The organism is Actinoallomurus purpureus, assembly GCF_024055795.1.
Taxonomy (GTDB): Bacteria; Actinomycetota; Actinomycetes; order Streptosporangiales; family Streptosporangiaceae; genus Actinoallomurus; species Actinoallomurus purpureus.
On the sequence record NZ_JAMXMY010000029.1, the window covers coordinates 81,372 to 98,829 of the forward strand.

The 17,458-nt window shown below is 69.2% G+C and carries 12 protein-coding genes and 1 pseudogene; 7 read left to right on the top strand and 6 right to left on the bottom strand.

Going from position 1 to position 17,458, the window contains the following annotated elements; translation table 11 throughout:
- Positions 1 to 447: 447 nt before the first annotated feature.
- Genes NE236_RS38170 through NE236_RS38180 form a run of 3 tightly spaced genes read left to right on the top strand, consistent with a single transcriptional unit; the run spans position 448 to position 3,902 of the window.
- Positions 448 to 2,043 (top strand): tryptophan halogenase family protein, encoded by a 1,596-nt coding sequence (locus tag NE236_RS38170; RefSeq protein ID WP_252847160.1) that lies wholly within the window; start codon positions 448 to 450, stop codon positions 2,041 to 2,043.
- A gap of 57 nt (positions 2,044 to 2,100) precedes the next feature.
- Complete coding sequence (locus NE236_RS38175; RefSeq protein ID WP_252847161.1) at positions 2,101 to 3,393, top strand: cation:proton antiporter; 1,293 nt, start codon at positions 2,101 to 2,103, stop codon at positions 3,391 to 3,393.
- Positions 3,390 to 3,902, top strand: a complete 513-nt coding sequence (locus tag NE236_RS38180) for a flavin reductase family protein (protein WP_252847163.1) — start codon at positions 3,390 to 3,392, stop codon at positions 3,900 to 3,902. Before NE236_RS38175 ends, NE236_RS38180 begins: the two co-directional genes overlap by 4 nt.
- Positions 3,903 to 3,975: 73 nt before the next feature.
- Here the strand turns inward: NE236_RS38180 and NE236_RS38185 are convergent, their stop codons facing one another.
- The 5 genes from NE236_RS38185 to NE236_RS38205 form a co-directional block, all read right to left on the bottom strand.
- Entirely contained in the window at positions 3,976 to 5,208 is a 1,233-nt protein-coding gene (locus tag NE236_RS38185) for a cytochrome P450 family protein (RefSeq protein WP_252847164.1), read from the bottom strand.
- A 284-nt stretch (positions 5,209 to 5,492) separates the two neighbouring features.
- Positions 5,493 to 9,701: an nSTAND1 domain-containing NTPase gene (locus NE236_RS44830; RefSeq protein WP_252847165.1), complete on the bottom strand. Its 4,209-nt coding sequence runs from the start codon at positions 9,699 to 9,701 to the stop codon at positions 5,493 to 5,495.
- Positions 9,702 to 10,004: 303 nt separating this feature from the next.
- A complete protein-coding gene (locus NE236_RS38195; RefSeq protein WP_252847166.1) occupies positions 10,005 to 11,213 on the bottom strand; it encodes an RNA-guided endonuclease InsQ/TnpB family protein in 1,209 nt (402 codons plus the stop codon).
- A 297-nt stretch (positions 11,214 to 11,510) separates the two neighbouring features.
- The gene (locus NE236_RS38200; protein WP_252847168.1) at positions 11,511 to 12,629 is read right to left on the bottom strand and encodes a PrpF domain-containing protein; all 1,119 of its coding nucleotides are present in this window, start codon (positions 12,627 to 12,629) and stop codon (positions 11,511 to 11,513) included.
- A 302-nt stretch (positions 12,630 to 12,931) separates the two neighbouring features.
- Positions 12,932 to 13,723, bottom strand: a complete 792-nt coding sequence (locus tag NE236_RS38205; protein ID WP_252847169.1) for a DeoR/GlpR family DNA-binding transcription regulator — start codon at positions 13,721 to 13,723, stop codon at positions 12,932 to 12,934.
- A gap of 287 nt (positions 13,724 to 14,010) precedes the next feature.
- On the opposite strand from NE236_RS38205, the gene NE236_RS38210 reads away from it, so the two are divergent.
- The 3 genes from NE236_RS38210 to NE236_RS38220 are packed head-to-tail and all read left to right on the top strand — an operon-like array spanning position 14,011 to position 15,428.
- Positions 14,011 to 14,766, top strand: a complete 756-nt coding sequence (locus NE236_RS38210; protein ID WP_252847171.1) for an SDR family oxidoreductase — start codon at positions 14,011 to 14,013, stop codon at positions 14,764 to 14,766.
- Between the two features lie 27 nt (positions 14,767 to 14,793).
- On the top strand, positions 14,794 to 15,225 hold the full coding sequence (locus tag NE236_RS38215; protein WP_252847172.1) for a cupin domain-containing protein: 432 nt from the start codon (positions 14,794 to 14,796) through the stop codon (positions 15,223 to 15,225).
- A complete protein-coding gene (locus NE236_RS38220) occupies positions 15,222 to 15,428 on the top strand; it encodes a hypothetical protein (RefSeq protein ID WP_252847175.1) in 207 nt (68 codons plus the stop codon). The genes NE236_RS38215 and NE236_RS38220 overlap by 4 nt, the downstream gene beginning before the upstream one ends.
- Before the next feature lie 81 nt (positions 15,429 to 15,509).
- Here the strand turns inward: NE236_RS38220 and NE236_RS38225 are convergent.
- Positions 15,510 to 15,863 (bottom strand): annotated as a pseudogene (locus NE236_RS38225) (response regulator transcription factor); the annotation flags it as partial.
- Positions 15,864 to 15,877: 14 nt separating this feature from the next.
- Between NE236_RS38225 and NE236_RS38230 the strand changes: the two are divergent.
- Positions 15,878 to 17,383: an FtsX-like permease family protein gene (locus tag NE236_RS38230; RefSeq protein ID WP_252847177.1), complete on the top strand. Its 1,506-nt coding sequence runs from the start codon at positions 15,878 to 15,880 to the stop codon at positions 17,381 to 17,383.
- Positions 17,384 to 17,458: the final 75 nt, after the last annotated feature.

Below are 17,458 nucleotides of genomic sequence, written 5' to 3' on the forward strand. Positions count from 1 at the left end.
AAAGAAGATTTTCGGTTGGCTCTTATGAATCGTTCAGGGTGGGCCGAACGGCACGGACGGGCACGCCTGACGAACACCCGGTGAACTCGGTCGGCCCTACCTGTCTCGGGATCAAATGGAGTCGATCGCCACCTACCAGGATGCGATCCACCGGTCTATGATCACTTCCGGATTGTCAGGTTCTGGGCAACCCGACTCGGAGTTGAGCTGGTAGTGGATAACACGGCATTTGCCGGGATCGATGACGCACTGTGGTTGAGCAATAACGAATGTGCCGAACGTAAAGCGACCTGGCCGAAGCCGCCATTATCCGAGCGGTGAGTATGCAAGCCCTGATCATTCCGCTTCGTCGGACGACCCAAAAGATGAGCCGACTTCGCAGCCACCATGAGAGAGACGCTTCGTCGACCCATGTGCTTTACCAACGATCTGATCGGAGGATCACCCATGACCAGCGACAACCAGATAAAGAACATCGTTGTTCTGGGAGGCGGCACGGCGGGCTGGATGTCGGCCGCATACCTGGGGAGGGCACTCGGGCGATCGGTGAAGATAACGGTCCTCGAAGCGCCGGCCATTCCGAGGATCGGGGTGGGCGAGGCCACCATCCCCAATCTGCAGAAGGTGTTCTTCGATTTCCTCGGCCTGTCCGAGGAAGAGTGGATGCCCGAGTGCAACGCAAGTTTCAAGATGGGCATCAGGTTCGTCAACTGGCGGACCTCCGGCACGGGTGAGGCCGAGCCGCGGCCGCACGGAAAGGGGCAGGACGCGTTCGACCACCTCTTCGGGCTGCTGCCGGAGCACGACAACCTGCCCTTGTCCCACTACTGGACGTACAAGAGGCTGCGGAACGCCACCGATGAGCCGTTCGACCGCGCGTGCTATGTCCAGCCGGCGGTCTTCGACAAGAAGCTGTCCCCTCGCCACCTGGACGGCACAAAGTGGACGAGCTACGCCTGGCATTTCGACGCCCAACTGGTCGCCGACTTCTTGCGCCGGTTCTCCACGAAGAAGCAGGGAGCGGTGCACATCGAGGACCGGTTCATCGGCGCGGAGATCGATCAGAAGGGGCACATCGCCGCGATCACGACCGAGGCCGGCCGCAGGCTCGAAGCCGATCTGTTCATCGACTGCTCGGGCTTCCGGAGCCTCCTCATCAACCAGGTCATGAAGGAACCGTTCTTGGACATGAGCGACCACCTGCTCAACGACCGGGCGGTCGCGACTCAGGTACCGAACGACGACGAGAGCGACGGCATCGAGCCGTTCACCTCGGCGATCGCGATGTCCTCCGGCTGGACCTGGAAGATCCCGCTGCTCGGCCGGTTCGGCACCGGCTACGTGTACTCCAGCCGGTTCGCCTCACAGGACGAGGCGACCGAGGAGTTCTGCCGGATGTGGAACCTCGACCCGGAGAATCAGCCGCTCAACCACATCAGGTTCCGGGTCGGCCGCAACCGGCGGGCCTGGGTGAAGAACTGCGTCGGCATCGGCCTGTCCTCCTGCTTCCTGGAACCACTGGAGTCCACCGGCATCTACTTCGTGTACGCCGCGCTCTACCAGCTGGTGAAGCACTTCCCGGACAAGCGTTTCGACCCCGTCCTGATGAACCAGTTCAACCGCGAGATCGAGTCGATGTTCGACGACACGCGGGACTTCATCCAGGGGCACTTCAGTTTCGCGCCGCGCGATGACACGCCGTTCTGGCGCGCCTGCAAGGAGCTGGAGCTCGCCGACGGCTTCAAGGAGAAGGTCGCGCTGTACAGGTCCGGCCTCGGGGTCAACCTGCCGATCACCGACGAGAGCAACTACTACGGCAACTTCGAGGCCGAATTCCGCAACTTCTGGAGCAACGCGAACTACTACTGCGTGCTCGCAGGACTCGACGTCCTGCCGGAGCACTCGATGCCCGCGCTCAGCCACCGGCCGGACTCCATCGAGTCCGCCGAGGCCGTGTTCGCGGACATCGAGCACCGGCGCGACGAGCTACTGAACACCCTGCCCTCGACGTACACCTACCTCCGCCACCTCCACGGAAAGTGACGGCATCCTGCCCTCCGGGCGGGCCTGCCTGGAGGGCAGGGCGATGAAGAAGGCGGGATGTCCATGTACGCCGCAGATCTTCTGCTCCACCTGGTCCATCCGGCCGTAATCCTCTGTGCGGCGGTGGCCGTCGTAGCGGTCGGGAGGTTCGCGGCGCGCCGGCTGCGCCAGCCGGAGGTCATCGGTGAGATCGCGGCCGGGCTGGTGGCCGGACCGGTCGCGATGCGACTCCTCGGACCGCACCGGTTCCACAGCCTCCTGCCCGACCATGCCCTCGCCGACCTCAAGCTGGTCGCTCAGGCCGGACTCGTGCTGTTCATGGTCGGCCTGGCCCATGAGCTGCGGCTCGGCTCGGCACGGCCGACGGGCAGGGCGACCGGCTGGGTGGCCGCCGGCTCGTTTCTGCCGGCACTCGCCGCGGGCGGCCTGCTCGCGGGCTGGGTGCTGCTGACCGGCGGCACACATCTGCGCGGGAGCGCACCCACACCCGCCTTCGTGCTGATGATCGCGGTGTCCATGTCGATCACGGCGGTACCCGTTCTGGCCAGAATCCTGGACGACCGCGGGATGACCGAGACCGAGGCCGGTCGCGTCGCCCTGTCCTCGGCGATCGTGATCGACGCGATCTCCTGGCTGATGCTCGTGGTCGCCGTGGGTCTGCGCACCGGGCGGCTCGACGGCTTCCTTCGCTCGTGCGGTGCGCTGGCGGGCGGTGTGGCGGTGGCATGGCTGCTGCGTCGCGCGCTGAGTACGCGGACGGCCGACCGGCTCTGTGCACGCTTTCCCGGGAGCGCCGCGGTGCTGCTCGGCGCGGTGGCGATCGCCATGGCGCGGGGCATGGAAGAGGCCGGCATGACCGCCATCCTCGGCGCCGTGCTCACCGGACTGGCCGTTCCGGCGCGCCGGGTCGCCTGGACGGCCGCTGTGGTGTCGGTGACCAGGGTCGGCCGCATTCTGCTCCCCATCTTCTTCGTGGCCAGCGGCATCACCGTGCTGACCAAGGCTTTGGGCGCCGTACCGGTGACGTTGGTCGCGCTGACGACCGTGCTCGGCATCGCGGGCAAGGTGCTGGGCGGCCATGTCGGTGCGTGGCTCGGCGGGTACCACCGGTGGGACGCGCTGCGGGTCGGTTGCCTGATGAACACCCGCGGGCTCACGGAGCTGATCGTGCTTCAAGTCGGCTACAGCACGGGAGTCCTGACCCCGGCGATCTTCCTCGCCTTCGTGGTGATGGCGTTGATCACCACGGCGCTGACCGGCCCTTTCCTGCAGCTCATCGATCGCACTGAAACGCGATACCGCCCCACGTGGCGGCGTCGGCCCACCTACGCGGAGGGTGATGCGCAGTGACCGAATCATCCATCTCGATGCCGGATGTCTGCTCGCCGAACGAGTTCCGGTCCCTGATGTCGGAGTTTCCCAGCGGAGTCGCCATCGTGACGACCCTGGACGACGAACGGCGGCCGTGGGGCATGACCTGCTCCGCGCTGTGCAGCCTCACGCCGAACCCGCCGACGTTGCTGGTATGCCTGCGTGCGGAGAGCCCCACGCTGGACGCGATCCTGCGGCGAGGAACGTTCGCGGTCAATCTCCTGCACGGCGGCGCACAGTCCGTCGCCGAGCTGTTCAGCTCGAGGATGAGCGTCCCTGAACGGTTCGAGTCGGTGGACTGGTCGGCCGGGCCTTCGGGACCGCATCTGACCAGGCACGCACACGCGATCGCCGACTGCCGGGTCGCCCGTACGGCGGACGGGGACAGCCACCTCGTCCTGTTCGGGAGGGTCGGCGGCGTCACCCAGCGCAGGGGACACGCCCCCTTGCTCTACGGCAGGCGGCGATACCACACCTGGCCGCAGTAGGCGGCGGTCCCCGAGGACCAGCGGAGCCGAGTGACCACTGAGCGCCATCACCGCCGTCTCATCGTCGCGCCGGTCAGCCGTCCTCGGCGACGTACGCGGGCGTGAAGCGCACCGGCAGCGCTGACAGGCCGCGGAGGTGGAGCGCCGGCCGCCACTCGAGCTCGTCCTCCGGAACCGCGAGCCGTATGTCCGGGAGCCGGTCGAGCAGCACCTCGATGGCCGTCTGCGCCATGACCTCGGCGAGCTCCGGCGCCGGGTGCGGGCACCCGTGGTCGCCGGCGCCGAACGCGAGGTGCGCGTGATTGCCGCCCGAGTCGCCGTGGACCGCGGGCCGTACCTGCGGATCGGCGTTCGCGCCGGCCAGCCCGACGATGATCACGTCACCGGACCGGATGATCCGGCCGCCGAGCTCGATGTCCCGGGTCGCCCAGCGGCCCGGTGAGGTCTTCACCGGCGTGTCCTCCCACAGCACCTCGTTCAGCGCCTGGCCGACGCTGCGGCGGCCGCCCGCGAGGGTCAGCGCGAAGCGGTCATCGGTCAGCAAGAGACGCAGCGTGTTGCCGATCCAGTGGGCGGTGTTCTCCTGACTGCCGTAGATCACGACGAGGATGTCCTGGATCAGCTCATCGTCGGTGACGTCGGTCGCGAGCCCGAGCAAGCGGGACATGACATCCAGCCCCGGCTGCGCGCGCTTGATCTCGATGAGGCGCGCCATCGTCGCGAAGAACCGGCCGAACGCGTCGATGGCGTCCTCCCGGCCGTCGCTCATCGTCTTCATGTCCTGGGCGACGCCCATCAGTTCGGAGTCGGGCAGCCCCAGCACGCCGCCCATGACGAGCACCGGCATCCGGTACGCGTACTGCTCCATGAGCTCGACCTCGCCGCCGGCGGCGAACGCGTCGATCAGCCGGTCGGCGAACCGCTCGCAGTCGGCCTGCAGTCCGAACTGGTCCACCTCGGCGAGCGCGGCGGTGATCGCGCCGACGCGACGCGCGTGCACCGGCCCGTCCAGGAACATCAGCATGCCGGGCGTGTAACCCACGGCCTGCGGCGGCACGTAGTCCGGGCCGTGGGAGCGGTACGGCTCGCGGGCGAACAGCCGCCCGTCGGTGAGGACGCGATGTGCCTCGCGGTAGCCGATGACCAGCCACGCGGGGTCGCCGCCCTCGAGCAGGACCGGCACGACCGGGCCGTGGTCGCGCCGCATCTCCCGGTACAGCTCCTCGGTGCCCCCGGCGAAGCGCGGCCCGTACAGGGGCACCGCGCCGGAATGCGCGCCTCCGATCTCCGGCTCCGGCGCGGTCACGAGGCGCTCTTCTCGGCCGTGGACGACGCGTACGACGGTGCGTTCGTCACCACGTGCGCTCGGCGAACCGCATGACCGGCGCATTGCGTTGCACCACGTGCCATCACCCCGTTGATATCGATCGACTCGAGACAGGGCAGGCCGCCCGTAGGACGGGGATCATAGACCCGAACCAGTCATACCGGCCATACCCCCCGATATTGACCGGCGTTTTTACGGAATGTCCGGGTGTGTGCCTGCCCAAACGCCGCTCGGCTCGCGCCCAGGTGAGGTGAGGGGCTGCTTCATCGGCACGGTGCGGTGCGCGGGTCGACGCCGAGCGCCCGCCATTCTCCGGTGAGCGTCGGCCCGGTGAGGATCGCGCAGATATGGCGGACGGTGACCGCGGGGTCGGTGTTCCATACTCCGATGTTGCCGTCGACGCCGGCGGTGGCCAGCAGGTCGCCGCGTGGGCTGAAGGCGAGCCTGTTCAGCACCCCGAGGTGGCCGGTGAGGTCGGCGACGAGACGGCCGGTGGAGGCGCTCCACAGCCGGATGATCGTGTCGCCCTGGGTTCCGGTCGCCAGCGTACGGTCGTCGGGGGAGAAGGCGACGTCCCTGATGCTGGACGGGTGGCCGGCGAACGTTCGCAGGAGCCGGCCGCTGCGCAGGTCCCACAGCCTGATGACGCGGCCGGACCCGGCCGTGGCGAGCGTGCGTCCGTCGTGGCTCACCGAGATTCCGATCACCTGGTCCTGGCCGGTCCTCAGCGAACGTTCGACTGCGAGGTCCTTGGTGCGCCAGATCCGTACCAGGCTGTCGGTGGAGCCGAGCTTCTGCGCCGTGGTCGCCGTGGCCGCGGCGGCGGCCAGCAGCCGCGAGCCATCGGGGGTGAAGGCGATGCGCTCCGGCCGGTAGGGACCCAGGCCGACGACCCCGCGCTGCCGCAGCGTCCGGACGTCCCACAGGTAGATCGCGTTGCTGCCGGTCAGGGGGTCGCCCGCGGGCAATGCCGTCGCCGCGAGCAGGGTGCCGTCGGGGGAGAAGGCCACGGCGTCGGCGGAAAGCCCCGGGCCCACGGTGAGATCGGCGCGCTTGCGCCCCGTGGGGTCGAAGACCTGGACCGTGCCCCGGCCGGATGTGCCGGCAAGGGTGCCGTCCCGACCGTAGGCGACACCCGTTTTTCCCAGGGCTGCGCCCGACCGTGCCGTGATCAGCGGTTTGGGCGGGAGACCGGTGACGTCCCAGGTGGAGAGGTTGCCTCGTGCATCTACGGCTGCGAGACGCGTGCCGGAATGGTCGAAGGTGACGCCGGTCATCGCGGCATCGTCGCCTACGCCGCTCAGCCAGGTGTTCGCGCGGTGCCACAGGACCGTGGATCCGGCGAGTCCCGCGGCTGCGATCGTCCGCCCGTCGGCGGAGACCCCCACGTCCAGCAGCGTTCCGCCGCCGGGCCGGACGAAGGAATCGGTGTCCCACGTACGGTCCCGGAGGTTCCAGACCCGCACCTTGGGTCCGCCCCCCACGGCGATGAGCCGATCGGCTCCGGCGTAGACCAGCGCGCCGACGGGGTCGGACCCCTGTCCCGCCGTTCCCAGGCTCCGGCCCGCCCGGTCCCAGAAGAGGACCCGGCCGTCTCGTACGCCGCCGGTCGCCAGCGTGCCGTCCGGTGAGAACGTCACACTCACCTCTGATCGGCCGGCGTGGCCACGCAGGGTGGCGATCCTCCGGCCGTCCCGGAGCCGATACAACGCCGCGGTCCCGTCAGCGTGCCCGACGGCGATCAGTTCCCCGTCCGGGCTGTACGCCAGGCTCGACGCGAGGCGGGACAGCAGGCTCGAACGCGCGTCAGGCGTCCCGGTGCCGGGGACGGGGAACGCCGTGAGGAGCCGGCCCGAACGCGGATTCCACTCCCGGAGCGTGACGGTGCCGCCTCGGCCGACGGAGGCCACGGCCAGAGCCCGCCCGTCCGGCCGCCAGGCCACCGGCTTCAAGGTCGGCCATCGCGGGGATGGGAGGGCCCGGCCGTCCGAAGTCGTCCATACGGCGACCTGACCGGTGAGGGCGCCGGCCGCGAGCATGGTGCCGTCCGGAGAGAACCGCATCACCATCGCCCGGGTCAGGCCGCGCAGCACTACGCGTTGCCGATGGGTGCGCCCGTCCCAGAGCCGGATCGTTCCGTCGGTGCCGCCGGTCGCGACCAGGCCGCCGTCAGGACTGATCGCCGCACTGGTGGATCCGTTCGTGTCGCCGAGCCGGCCGGCGTGGGCCAGCATCTGCGCGGACAGCACCGCGCCCCGGGCCTCGGCGGTCGGGTGGGCCTGCCAGGCCAGGGCCGCGAGCATCATCGCCCGCCGAGGGTCCGCGCGGCCCGCCAGGGCCGACTCGGCGGCACGCGCACGGGAGACGGCCTCGGCCTGACGCCGTTGGGCGGTACCACGTTGCTGGAAGGCGGCCGTTCCGGCGGCCAGCGCGACGACCAGAAGGGCCGCCTGACCTGCCACCAGCCGACGTAGCCGACGGGTGCGCCTTCGCTCGGCCATGAGCGTGGCCTCGGCCACGGCCGTGCTCGCGCGAAGGAAGCGTTCCTCCAGCGGAGTGAGATCGGTCCTGTCAGCGGCCCACTCCCGTGCCTCGGCCAGCCGCGCTCCCCGGTACAGGGCGCCATCGTCCTGCCGGGACTCCGACCAGTACCGCGCCGCGTCGGCGAGGCGCTGCCGTACGAGCAGGGCCCGCCGATCGTCCTCGACCCACTCGCGCGGCCGGGACCATGCGGTCAGCAACACGTCGTGGGCGATCTCCACGCTGGCGTCGTCGAGGATGACCAGGCGTTCGTCGGTGAACGCGTCGAGCACGGCGTCGATGTCGGCGACCTGTTCGGCGGTGCGACCGGCGTACAGGTCCGTCCGCTGTGCCGTACGGCGGGCGAGCCGCCCGTCCGCGGAGATGACGATCAACCGCCGGAACACCTCTGCCGCGACGGCCTGCCGCCGCGGCTCGAGCCCGTGGTAGACGCCGTCGGCGCTGGCCCTGACCGCGTGCGCGACCCCACCGGACAGGCCGTAGTCCCTCCTGGTGAGCCGGTCACCGGTCCGGTTCTTACAGGTGATCAACATGGCCTGCGACAGCAGCGGCAGAGCACCCGCCTCATATTCACCGGTCACCCCGGTGGCACGGAGCTCGGCGAGGATGTCGTCCACGAGACCGGATTCGATCTCCAGGCGAGCCGCCGTGGCGGGACCGGTGATCGCTCGTCGCAGCTCAGGCTCGGTCATCGGCCCGACCACGAACTGCCCGTCCCGAAAGGCCTCGGTCAGCTGCGGATAGGCGGCGCACCGCTCCCAGAAGTCCCCGCGCACGCTCAGCACGACGAACGCCGGAGGTGTGTCCGCCGGACCGCACGGCGTGCCTGCCGCCGCGCCCAGCGCGGTGATGAACGACCGTCGCTCCGCCTCCCCGGCCGCGTCGTCGCCGAAGGTGAAGATCTTCTCGAACTGGTCCACGACCAGCACCAGTCGTTCCCCTCCGGTGTCGGCGTCCGTGCCGGCCGAGGCTCGCCGGTACGCCAGCAACGTCCGCCGTACGAGCAGGTGCGCCTCCTCGGGATGCTCCGCGAGGTCGCGCCGGATCGAGGCGACATCTGTTCCGGCGAGCACGGACAACTGGACGGCCAGCTCCTCCAGGGGTGCCCGGGTCAGGTTGAGGACGAGGCGGGGCCAGGTCTCGGATCCGGGAGCCAGCGCTCCGCGGGCCAGCATCGGTATCAGGCCCGCGCGCAGGAGGGACGACTTGCCCGCGCCGGAGGCTCCGGTCACGATCACGATGCCCAGGCCGCTCAGGCACTCGGCGATCTTGCCGACCAGCTGCGCGGACAACTGCTCACGCCCGTAGAAGATTCCGGAGTGTCTCGTCTCGAACGGCCACAGCCCCTGGTACGGGCATCCGGACCAGCGCGGCACGCCGGGCGTGCTCCCCGCGTCCGTACCAGAGTCTGTGACGGTGCGCTCGACGAGGAACGACAGATCCTCGCGGAGCAGCCGCACCTGCGTCGACTGCCAACGGAGCCGTTCACTGTCCGCCCGCCGCTCCGCCTCCGTCTCCACCAGCCGCCCGAGGATCACGGCGACCGCATCGCGAACGTCCGCGAGCAGGAAGCCGAAGTCCTGGAACTCCTCACTCAGCGCCTTGAACGCCGAGGCCACCTGGAACTGCAGTTCGACGTCGCCTTTCTCGGCGACGTCCTCCAGCACGGCCCTGACCGCGCCGATCTCCCGCAGGACCGCGGCACCCTCGCGCCGAAGCGACACCGCCGCCGTCCCTTCGGCGACCAGGACCTCCTCGATCCGCCTGGCCAGCTCCCGCTCGATCTCGTCCTGCGTCGGCGACCTCTCGTCGAGGCGCAGCCGGTCGACCACCTCCTCGATCAGGTTCGTCAGGACGTTCGCGCCGACCGATCCGAGCACTCCGACGCTCGCCGCGATCTGCGCACCCGTCCCCGGCAACGTCGCGACCACCGGCCCGAAAGCACCCGCGCACAACAAGGCCGTCAAACCGGCCGGCGACATCCGCCGAAAACCATGCCCCGCCCGACGGGTGGCCTCCGCGATCCGGGCACGCACCCCCGCCCGCATCCGCCGGTTCTGCTCATCCGTAGTCCCCGTGTCACCCACCGCATCAATATGACCGCCGTGACCCGCCGCCGATGAAAGGAACCGCCAACCGGTCCCTACGCCGTCCGGATGCGGCCACCGGAGTTTGACTTCCTCCCCCTTCTGAAGAAAGGGGGATTCCCATCGGCCGTGTGGCCGATTCGGCCTTTAGGCCGGGCGCCTCACGGCGCGGGTTTCCTGTTTCAGCGCCGGCTGCGGAAGGGAGGACCCTTGCCGTCTGACACCAGCTCCACAGGCATCGCCGGGGTTGTGCCCGGCTACGGCTCGACCAGCCGCAAGGATGTTCTTGGCCGCGTTGATGTCCCGGTCATGCCGGGTGCGGCAGCCCGGACACGTCCAGTGCCGGGTGGAAAGACTCAGCTCCGCGAGCAGGTACCCGCAAACCGAGCAGGTCTTGGAAGACGGATACCAGCGATCGATCACCACGAGCGTACGCCCGGCCCGTTCGGCCTTGTACTCCAGCTGCCGGCGGAACTCACCCCACCCCGCATCGGAGATCACCCGCGCCAGCTTTCGGTTCTTCACCATGTTGGCGACCGCGAGGTCTTCGATGACGATGACATCCGCTCTGCGCACCAGGTTGGTGCTGACGCGGTGCAGGAAGTCGTTTCGGGCGTTGCGGACCTTGCGGTGGGCGCGGGCGACCTTGGTCTTGGCCTTGCGCCGGTTGGCGCTCCCGCGCTCGCGGCGGGCCATCCGCCGCTGGTAGCGGGCGAGGTTGCGGGCCTTGCGCTCCAGATGCCGGGGGTTGGCGATGCGTTCCCCGTCGGAGGTGACCGCGAAGTCCTTGATCCCCAGATCGATACCGATGGCGTGCCTGGCGGTCTCCATCGGGTCGGGCGCGTTCGTTTCGACGGCGAACGTCACATACCAGCGGCCGTCCGGATCCCGGGAGATCACGACCATCGTCGGGTTCAGCGCGGCCAGGTCCACACCCTCGAAGGACCACACGAACCGCAGCGGCGCCTTGGTCTTGGCCATGGACAACTCGCCGTTCTTCATCCGGAACGCCGAGCGGGTGTAATGCGCCGACTGGCGGGAGCTGCGGTTCTTGAACCGCGGGTATTTCGCGCGGCCGGCGAAGAAGTTCGCGAACGCCGCATGCTGGTGCCGCAGCGTCTGCTGCAGCGGAACCGACGACACCTCCGACAAGAACGCCAGGTCCTCGGTCTTCTTCCATCCGGTCAAAGCGGCGTCGGTCTGCTTGTAAGAGGTCTTCTTCCCTCGCTGGTGGTACGCGGCGTGGCGTTCGGCGAGGGTCTTGTTCCACACCAGGCGCACACACCCGAACGTGCGGTTGAACACCGCCGCTTGTTCAGAGTCCGGGTAAGCCCGGCACTTGTACGCCGTCCGCATGACCAGCACCTTACAACTGTCACACTCCCATGTAAGTCGAATGGCCGAACGTCGGCGGACTCCGTTCTCAGGCCGTCCCGGCTACGCCGGGCCGCTCCTGACGGAGTCCGGATTCCTCCCCGGCTGAAGGCCGGGGCATCCTCCGGAGGACTAGGTGAAAGCCCGCTCAGCCGCGTGTGGCCGGGTGGCCACTCCAGCCGGACGATTCGGTCGGCGGCGGCCTGGGCGGCCGGATCACGGGTGATCAGAAAGTGTGGTGCGGCCGTGGGTGGCGGTGCCGTGGCAGCCGGCAGCGGCTCATCGCGAACGTTCTTCCGGGACGGGAACGAGGAGTTCGGCTTGGGCGATGCGCCGGGCGGCGCGATGCAACAGCACCGTGGGGGACGCCCCATCCGAGCCGGGGACGGCTCGGGTGGTGACCACGCCCGCGGGGGTGCCCAGGCGCAGCGTGCCGTCGGCGGCCTGCCCGGCGACACGGTGGGCGAGGGTGCCGGGGGTGGCGGCGGCGGTGGCCACCGCGATGGCGGAGGTGAGGCCGATCGCCGGATGCGGTGCGTGCATGGAGACCATGCGGATGGACAGGTCGTACTCGTCCTGGCCGACCAGCACGCCCTGCGTGGTGCGGAACGAGGCGGGACGACCGACGATGCCGACCTTCGGCACGGCGTGGCTGACCGGGTCGTCCTGCCCGGCCAGGCCCATCGCAAGGGCGGCCTGACGGCGCAGCGCGGTCAGCGCGGGAACCACGGCGGCGAATTCGGCGACCGATTCGTTGCCGCCGAGACCGAACGCCTTGGCGTCGAAAAGCGCGACGGGAGCGCCGGCGTCGACAAGGGATGCCTCGACGGGGCCGTCCGGTCTGATCAGGGTGTCCAAGGGGCGGCCGGTGGGCAGGGCGCGCCCGGTGGTCGAGCCCGCCGGGTCCTGGAACCCGAGCAGGACGGGCACGCCGAGCGCAGACGCACCGGGAACCGCGGCCGTGCCCTCGTCGGGAGGAACGAGGTCCGGCGTGGGGATCGTGCCGGTGAGCCGTGCTCCGGTGTTGACGTTGATCATGTGGACGGTGGTGGTGTCCGAGGTGATCGATACGAGACCGCGGTGGATGGCGTAGAGGGCCACGGCGGTGGCGCAGTTACCGCAGTTGCTGGTCCACTCGACGCGATCGTCCCCCACACCGACCTGTGCGAAGGCGTACTCGAGGTCGACGCCGGGCTCGGACGACGCCTCCACGATCGCGGCCTTGGAGGTGGTGGAGGAGGCGCCGCCGACGCCGTCGATCTGCCGGGGGTCGGCGGCGTTGAAGGCGGCGAGCAGCAGCGTGTCGATGTTCACACCGGTCGCCACGACATCGTGGTGCGCGAAGATCCAGCACTTGCTGGTCCCTCCACGGATCATCTCGCCCTGCAGACGCAACACGACCGACTCCTCGTGGGAACCCGACGGCTTTTCCATGAGTGATGCGTTCCACAGTGGGTTACCTCAATGTGAAGCACAATCCCGGAATTCTGCAGAGGCATTAAGCTTGAGTTAAAGCTGGGGGCGAACGCTCGCGAAGAGTGCTTTCGGCTCCACTCTGCAAATTAGTGCCTATATGTCAGTGAATGGTGATTTATCGCCAAGGTTCCACCCACTTCACCACGCCGGGCGGCAATGTTGCGGCCCGGCCCGCCGTCACCGACGAAAACTACGTGTGGGTGTGACCCTTCTGCGCTCGCCGGTCAGCGAAGGGCCACGTCGTAGGCCACCTTGTGGTTGTCGAGCTCGCCCAGCGCGTCGGGCGGGGCGCCGTCGTCGGTGATGATCTTTTCGAAATCGGTCAGCGAGGCCACCTTGTGCAGTGCGACGCGGCCGAGTTTGGTGTGGTCGACCAGCAGGAAGTTGCGCTCCGCGCTCTGGAGCATGGCCCGCTTGACGAGCACGACATGCGGCTCCTGGTGATAGGCGTGGCCGCCGGAGACCGCCGACGTGGACACGAAGCAGATGTCGACCCGCAGGGCCGCGATGGCTTCGACACATGAGACGCCGAGGAACGATTTGTGCAGCGCGTCGTAGTCGCCGCCCAGGGCGACCAACCGGATTCCGCGCATCGCCGACAGCAGGTTGAGCCCCTCCAGGAAGTTCGTGACGACGGTCAGCGGGGTGATCTTCTCGAGGTGGCGGGCGAGTGCCAGGGCCGTCGTCGAATCGTCGAGCATGATCGCCATTCCCGGCTCGACCCGTTCCACGGCCTTGTCCGCGATGGCGTTCTTCTCGGCCTGCATGGACTTCGTGCGGTACGCGATGCTGCTCTCGAAGACGCCGGAGCGCTGGGCGGTGACCCCGCCGCGGAACTTTCGGACGATGCCCTGCCGTGCCAGCTCGTCCAGGTCCCGGTGGATCGTCATCAGGCTGACCTCGAACCGTTCGGTGAGATCGGCCGCCGTCGCCGAGCCGCGCGTCACGACGAATTCGGCGATGGCGTTCTGCCGCCTGGCCGGACCGCTGGGCTCACGGCCCTTCCGGCTGTTCATGACGCGCTCCTCGGTACGGCCGGACGGAGACTCGCCCTGGACGTCAACCTTATCCCGGCTGCCTGGGTTTCATCCGCGACGTCGCAGGTGATGCCGAGAGGGAGCGTGCGCGTCTGGCAGATCGGGGCCGAGGGTCTCGCCGTGACCTGCCGTGGGCGGCGAAGACTGGACGGCGTCCCGGTCTGTGACGAGTGATTTTCGTCGGGGCTGTCACAGGTCGTGGGGCTGCCTTGTCTTAGCTGGCGACCGGGTGGCAGAACGGCTCCCGGTGGACAGGAGGGCATGGCATGAAGTTCGTGGTCATCGGTGGCACCGGTCTTATCGGGTCCAAGGTCGTGGCGAATCTGCGGGAGCGCGGTCATGAGGCGGTGGCGGCGGCGCCGAGCACCGGTGTCAACACCCTCACTGGTGAGGGGCTGGCCGAGGTCTTGGCCGGTGCGTCGGTGGTGGTCGACGTGTCGAATTCGCCGTCGTTCGAGGACGGCCCGGTGCTGGAGTTCTTCGTGACCTCCACGCGTAACCTGCTGGCGGCCGAGGCGGCCGCCGGTGTCGGGCATCATGTGGCGTTGTCGGTGGTGGGGGCCGAGCGGTTGCCTGAGAGCGGCTATATGCGGGCGAAGGTCGCGCAGGAGACGTTGATCGAGGGTTCGTCGATTCCGTTCTCGATCGTGCATGCGACGCAGTTCTTCGAGTTCGTTCGTGGTATCGCGGACGGCGGCACCGACGGCGGCACGGTCCGGATGGCTCCGGTGTCGTTCCAGCCCATGGCGAGTGATGACGTGGCCCGGGTGGTCGGTGAGGTCGCGGTGGGGGCGCCGGTGAACGGCCGGGTGGAGACCGGCGGGCCGGAGCGGTTCCGGATGGATGGGTTCTTCCGGGATGCCTTGGCGGGCTGGGGTGATCCGCGTGAGGTGGTCACCGACCCGCACGCGCGTTACTTCGGCACCGAGCTGAGCGAACGGTCTCTGGTACCAGGCGATGACGCGATTCTCGGCGAGATCCGCTACAGCGACTGGCCCGGCCGGATCCCCGCCGGCGAGTAGCGACCCTTCCTTACGGAGGCACTTCTCATGTCAGACGAACCACAGAAGACCAGATCGAATGCGTGGCAGACGGCGCTGACCACGCTGCAGGAGGCCGTACCGCCGTTCATTCCCACCGGAGCGCACGCGATGACCGTGGTCATCGAGTACCCGCCCGGTGACCCAGGCGCGCCGCCGCACCGCCACTCCGGCCCCGCCTTCGGGTACGTGCTGGAGGGCGAGATGCTCTTCGAACTCGAAGGCGAGCCCGAGCGGGTCGTACGCGCGGGCGAGGCGTTCTGGGAGCAGGGCGGCGACGTCATCCACTACCAGGACGGCAACAACCGCGACGACATCCCGGTCCGCTTCACCGTCACGATGCTGTGCGAACCCGGCCAGCCGATGCTCACCCTCGTCGACGACGAGGAACTCGCCCAGCGCGCGGACCGCCGCGCCCCTCGACCCGAAGGACGTTCATGACCACCCCGCCCAGCGGAGACGACTCCCTGTACGAGTTGGAGGTCGAGGTCAGCGAAGAGCTGACTTTGGCCGAGTCCAGCCGCCCGGAGGAGATCGCCGACCTGCCGGTCACCGAGTGGTTGTTCGACCCGGCGGACGCCGAACGCGACGAAGCCGGCCTGCACGGCCTGCTCGGCGCGATCCAGGCACTGGAAGAGGATTAGGCGCCAAAGTCCGCGCGCGTGCGCCGCGAGACCTTCATCGGCCCGTGCCCTCCGACACCATCTGGGGGGCACGGGCGCTGGTCAGGTCCGTAGAAAGGCCAGAACGGCCAGGACCCGGCGATGATCGTCGTCTGCGGGCGGCAGGTCGAGCTTGGCGAAGATGTTGTTGATGTGCTTGCCGACGGCCGCCGGGGAGACGACGAGGCCGCGGGCGATCGCACTGTTGGAGCGGCCCTCGGCCATGAGTCCGAGCACCTCGCGTTCGCGGGGGCTGAGGCGTTCGAGCGGGTCGCGTCTGAGTCGCAGCAGCTGGCGAACGACCTCAGGGTCGATCACGGTGCCGCCGGCGGCCACCTTGCGGATGGCGTCGACGAACTCGGTCACCTCGCCCACCCGGTCCTTCAGCAGGTAGCCGACCCCTGCTGGCTCGCTGGATGGCCGGTCACGGTATGGCGCCCGCGTGGTTCACCGTCGGCCTGTCCGCCGCGTCGTTCGTGGCTCTCGTCGTCGCCTTCATCACCGGGATCGGCGTCGCGGTGCTGTCGGCGACGGTGGCGGCCGCCCGGGCCGGCCGCATCCGTCCCACCGAGGCCCTGCGCGAGGCGGCGGTGGACCGGCCCGGGGTGCCGCGGGTGCGTACACTGCTGGGGCTGGCGGCGCTGGCCTGCGGGCTCGTGATGGTCCTCGCGATCCCGCTCGCGGATCCGGCTGGTGCGGTCGACCTGAAGAACGTCGTCCAGTCGGCCCTGCTGTTGGTCGCGGCGGCCGGCCTCCTCACCCCTGTCCTGCTCCCGCCGATGGTGCGGTTCCTCACCTGGCCGTTCGCGGTCGGGACGCGGGCGAGCGGCCTGCTGGTACGGCAGAACTCGCTGACCGCGGGGCGCCGCGCCTCGGCTGTCATCGCACCCGTCCTGATCACCGTCGGCCTGGCCGCCTCCATCCTGGGCGCGGCCGGTACCGCCGACGCCGCCAAGGATCGTGACCTGCGGCGGCAGGCCGCCAAGGCGGACTATGTGGTCCTGCCCGGCGCGGGCACCGGGCTGAACAGGACGGTCATCGACCGGGTCGAGGCCATCCGGGGTCTCGACACGACCACGATCGCGACCACGACGCTGTTCGCCCGCGAACCGGCGATCAGCATTCTTCACTTCGAGGCGCCGATGCCGATCCCCTTCTCCGCCGAGGCGGTGGACAGGAGCACCCTCCTCACTTTCCCGGCGATCGAGGGATCCCTCGCCGGCCTGAACGACCAGAGCGTCGCCGTCGACCGGTCCTGGCACAAGCACGTCGGAGACGTGATGCGTCTCTGGCTGGCCGACGGCACGCCTGTCACCCTCCGCGTCGCCGCGGTGCTCGATGCCGGTCTCGGTGACCGCCTGGTGGTGACCGGTGGGAACGCCGGACGTGCACTGCCGGACCGTGTCCATGTCCGGCTGCGGCCTGGAGCAGACCGCGCCGCGGCCCTTACCGCGTTGCGCGCCGCCACCTACGGCACGGGGGCACGGACGGTGCCGACCGCGCGGTGGACCGCCGCCGTAGGCGACCGTCAGCAACGCCAGACCGAACTCGGTCTGGTGGTCCTTCTCGGCGTCGCCATCGCCTACAGCGCTCTGGCGATCGCGACCACCTCCCTGACCTCCATCTCCGGACGGGATCGCGAATTCACCGTGCTCCGGCTCTCCGGCGCCACCCGCCGTCAGGTGCTATCGATGGTCACAGGGGAATCGTTGCTGCTCGTGACCACCGGTGTGGCGCTCGCCGCCGCGGTCTCCGCGCTCCTCCTCGCCGCGATGGGCCTGGCCTTGGGCAGGTTGGTCGGATCGCCCGTACTGGTCGTGCCCTGGTCGGCGCTGGGGATGATCGCCGGTGGCAGCACCCTGATCGCTCTCCTCGCATCCGTTGTGACCGCCGGGCTCCGACTCCGGAGGAGAGTGGCCACCGGTGCCGGCGACTGAGTGTTCTCCGGTATCGATTCGGAATCGACACCGCTCGCGTTGACCGAGCGGGACCCCGCCGCTGGCCTACAGTGG

What these genes read in the sequence shown, in the direction of transcription:
- NE236_RS38170 (WP_252847160.1), top strand. Translation starts at nt 448, where the DNA reads ATGACCAGCGACAACCAGATAAAGAACATCGTTGTTCTGGGAGGCGGC.
- NE236_RS38175 (WP_252847161.1), top strand. Translation starts at nt 2,101, where the DNA reads ATGTCCATGTACGCCGCAGATCTTCTGCTCCACCTGGTCCATCCGGCC.
- NE236_RS38195 (WP_252847166.1), bottom strand. Translation starts at nt 11,213, where the DNA reads ATGCGGACGGCGTACAAGTGCCGGGCTTACCCGGACTCTGAACAAGCG.
- NE236_RS38205 (WP_252847169.1), bottom strand. Translation starts at nt 13,723, where the DNA reads ATGAACAGCCGGAAGGGCCGTGAGCCCAGCGGTCCGGCCAGGCGGCAG.
- NE236_RS38210 (WP_252847171.1), top strand. Translation starts at nt 14,011, where the DNA reads ATGAAGTTCGTGGTCATCGGTGGCACCGGTCTTATCGGGTCCAAGGTC.
- NE236_RS38215 (WP_252847172.1), top strand. Translation starts at nt 14,794, where the DNA reads ATGTCAGACGAACCACAGAAGACCAGATCGAATGCGTGGCAGACGGCG.
- NE236_RS38220 (WP_252847175.1), top strand. Translation starts at nt 15,222, where the DNA reads ATGACCACCCCGCCCAGCGGAGACGACTCCCTGTACGAGTTGGAGGTC.
- NE236_RS38230 (WP_252847177.1), top strand. Translation starts at nt 15,878, where the DNA reads ATGGCGCCCGCGTGGTTCACCGTCGGCCTGTCCGCCGCGTCGTTCGTG.